At 44.7% G+C, this 1,301-nt stretch carries 2 protein-coding genes; one reads left to right on the forward strand and one right to left on the reverse strand.

Annotation, left to right across the window (positions count from 1 at the left end; genetic code table 11):
- Nucleotides 1-499 (reverse strand): SDR family NAD(P)-dependent oxidoreductase (locus A3738_RS23995; protein ID WP_068763911.1); only part of this gene is annotated, 499 nt, incomplete at its 3' end.
- 115 nt (nucleotides 500-614) lie between these two features.
- Between A3738_RS23995 and A3738_RS24000 the strand changes: the two genes are divergently transcribed.
- On the forward strand, nucleotides 615-1,301 hold a 687-nt coding region (locus tag A3738_RS24000), incomplete at its 3' end, for a Na+ dependent nucleoside transporter N-terminal domain-containing protein (protein ID WP_304440127.1).

The raw sequence follows: 1,301 nt of genomic DNA on the forward strand, positions 1-1,301 counted from the left end.
CAATGTTTTTGTCAGCGAGGTCATGAGCAATCGAAACTGCAGCGGCGTTCAAAGCGCATTTAGACATGCGGTAGCCATATCTTCCACCGCTAGTGTTATCTTCAATAGACCCCATACGGCTGGTGATAAAAGCTATTTTTCCACCATCGGTCATATTGCGCTGAAGAGCTTCTGTAACGCGAAGAGGGCCCAGTGTATTCACCTCAAATTGGTACCGAATAGTTTCGTAGTTTAAGTTTGCGATCTTTTCATCACGCAAGATGCCAGCATTGTTGATCAGAAGGTGGATCTTGGTGTCACCTAATGATTGTTTTAAAGCTGCGATTGAAGAGGGGAGGGTAATGTCGATGTCTTGAACGATTTTGACATCAAGGGCGCTTAGCGCAGGTGAGGGCGTTCGACAGACCGCGATCACGGCCCACCCTAGAGAAACATAGTGTTTGCATAGCGACAGACAAATACCGCGATTGGCACCTGTTACAACGACGACTTGATTCATACTTTACTCAGTAAATTTTCTTTGTTTGATTTTATTGCAAAACTTAGGCTAAACCAGCCAACAATAAAAACTTTGCTACGCTTGCAGCACAATTAATGGCGAAGGATTTGGAGTCATGAGTGTGTTTATTAGCGTTTTGGGTATTCTAGTTTTACTAGGGATTGGCTTTCTTTTGTCTACTAATCGCGGTGCGGTAAATCCTAGAACTGTTTTTGGAGCGCTTGCGATCCAGATAGTCTTGGGAGCATTGGTCTTATATGTGCCGATTGGTCGAGAAATATTAAATACCATTACAGCTGGAGTTGCTCACGTCATTAATTATGCGAATGAAGGGATTGGCTTTTTGTTTGGAGGTCTGGTTAGCGACAAAATGTTTGAAGTCTTTGGTGGAGGCGGATTTGTCTTTGCATTTCGTGTATTGCCGATTGTCGTGTTCTTCTCATCATTAGTTGCTGTGCTGTATTACCTTGGAGTAATGCAGAAAGTGATTCAGTTTTTAGGTGGTGGCTTACGCGAGGTATTAGGGACTAGTAAAACAGAATCTTTATCTGCGACTGCAAATATTTTTGTGAGCCAAACTGAAGCCCCGCTTGTTGTTAAACCTTATATAGCCGGGATGACGCGATCAGAGTTGTTTGCGGTGATGGTCGGCGGCTTAGCCTCGATTGCAGGCTCGGTGATGGTAGGGTATGCCTCGATGGGCGTCGAGTTAAAGTACCTCATTGCGGCAAGCTTCATGGCTGCTCCGGGTGGTTTGTTGATGGCGAAGTTAATTGTGCCAGAAACTGAAACCCCTGAGGAA

The organism is Oleiphilus sp. HI0066 (assembly GCF_001635725.1).